Source organism: Halobacterium bonnevillei, assembly GCF_009831555.1.
Lineage (GTDB): Archaea > Halobacteriota > Halobacteria > Halobacteriales > Halobacteriaceae > Halobacterium > Halobacterium bonnevillei.
In genome coordinates, this window is the sequence record NZ_WUUU01000296.1 from 1 (window position 1) to 1,968 (window position 1,968).

Annotated in this window: 2 protein-coding genes; one reads left to right on the plus strand and one right to left on the minus strand. The window is 68.0% G+C overall.

Annotation, left to right across the window (positions count from 1 at the left end; genetic code table 11):
- Positions 1-689 (minus strand): DUF5787 family protein (locus tag GRX66_RS18545; protein WP_325064199.1); only part of this gene is annotated, 689 nt, incomplete at its 3' end.
- A 400-nt stretch (positions 690-1,089) separates the two neighbouring features.
- Here GRX66_RS18545 and GRX66_RS18550 point away from each other — a divergent pair.
- On the plus strand, positions 1,090-1,968 hold an 879-nt coding region (locus GRX66_RS18550; protein WP_159527795.1), incomplete at its 3' end, for a translation initiation factor IF-2 subunit gamma.

The window sequence follows — 1,968 nt, forward strand, 5'->3', positions numbered from 1 at the left end:
GCGGCCGCCGTGACCGCCCGGACGTTGGTCTTGCCGGGTTCTGCGTCGAGGACTTCCAGCCCTGGCCCCGACGTGTCGAGTCGCGACGGCGCCCGAACGACCTCGATCGGGTCGTCGTCCTCGAAGTCCACGCGCCAGACGCCCACCGCGTCGGGCAGGCGGTTCAGGTGCGCTCGCGTGACGTGGGACTCGGTCGCCACGATGGCGTAGTCGAGCACGCCGAGGCTCGCGTCGTGGCGCATCTGGGCGTCGAGGCTGCCGGGCGTCCCGAGGTCGGGCTTGTTCTCGACGCCGACCAGGCCGCCGACCCACTCGGGGTACCGCGTGGTCTGCCGGACGACCGTCTGGCCGTTCCGCCGTGCGACGTCCAGGAACCCCGTATCTGCCCCGCGCTCCGCCAGCGCGTGCGCGCGCTCCGGCGGCCCGTCGAAGACTCTCGTCGCTCGCTCGAACTCGCCGACGGGGACCACGGCGTCGAGAACGGCCGGCGGAATCGTGTCGCTCGTTAGTTCGACGCGCTCCCCGTACTCCGGACCGGGAAGGACGCACATCGCATCCACGATGCGACCGCCCGCGGCGTGCACGCTCGTCCCGAGTTGCCGTGCGACCACGCCGACGTCACCGACGCCGGGCACGCCGCTGGCTTCCAGATGCGCGCACAATCGCAGTTCGAACCCGAACTCTCGCACTGGACTCCGGTACGGCGGCTATCTGGTTAAAGCTCGTGTTGCGTTCGTGGTCCGCCGGTTGCTCTCTCAGCTCAGACTACACTTCGTAGACGCCCCGGCCGGCTACGCTCGTGCGGCTCTCACGGTTCCCTGCGGTCGCCGTTCGAGAAAACCGAGACTTCCTTTCAGTCGGCCTCGCGCTCGCTGCGCGCTTCGCTCGTTCGCGTCGCTCACTCGCTGCAGTGCTTGGTTCTCCGGACTTCGCGTAGCCGGCCGCCCCGTTCATAGAGTCGAGGACCACGATGACCCGACGTCACTCAAGTGCTGATTCACTCAAAAACGAACGACACAGCCAGCGAGTCCGTAACAGTAGGTTTATCAGTCGTTCGGGGCGAAATTCACGCAAGATTACTCTGTGAACATGGCAGGAAATCACCGACAACCGGAGGTGAACATCGGGCTGGTTGGTCACGTCGACCACGGCAAGACCACGCTCGTCCGCGCGCTCAGCGGCGAGTGGACAGACCAGCACTCTGAGGAGATGAAACGCGGGATCTCCATTCGCCTCGGGTACGCCGACGCGACGCTGCGACGGTGCCCGGACTGCGAGGAACCCGAGTGCTACACCGTCGCCGAGGAGTGCGACGAGCACGGCACGGAGACGGAGGTCGAGCGCACCGTCTCGTTCGTGGACGCGCCGGGCCACGAGACGCTGATGGCGACGATGCTCTCGGGAGCGGCCATCATGGACGGCGCGGTGCTGGTCGTCAGCGCCAACGAACCCGTCCCCCAGCCCCAGACGGAGGAACACCTGATGGCGCTGGACATCATCGGCATCGAGAACATCGTCGTCGCGCAGAACAAGGTCGACCTGGTGGACTCCGAGCAGGCCCGCCAGAACTACGAGGAGATCCAGGACTTCGTAGCGGGCACGGTCGCGGAGGGCGCGCCCATCGTCCCAATCTCCGCCGAACAGGAGATCAACGTCGACCTCGTCATCGACGCCATCCAGTCCGAGATCCCCACGCCGGACCGGGACCCGGACGCCGACCCGCGGATGTACGTCGCGCGGTCGTTCGACATCAACAAGCCCGGGACGAAGTGGGAGGGCCTCACGGGCGGCGTGCTCGGGGGCAGTCTCGTGCAGGGCGAACTGGCGGCCGGCGACGAGATCGAACTCCGGCCCGGCCGCGAGGTCGAGGAGGGCGGCCAGACCGAGTGGCGGTCTGTCGCCACGAACGTCCGGAGCCTCCAGGCGGGGCGGCGAGACCGGTCGACGCGGCGGTCGCCCGGCCGGCTG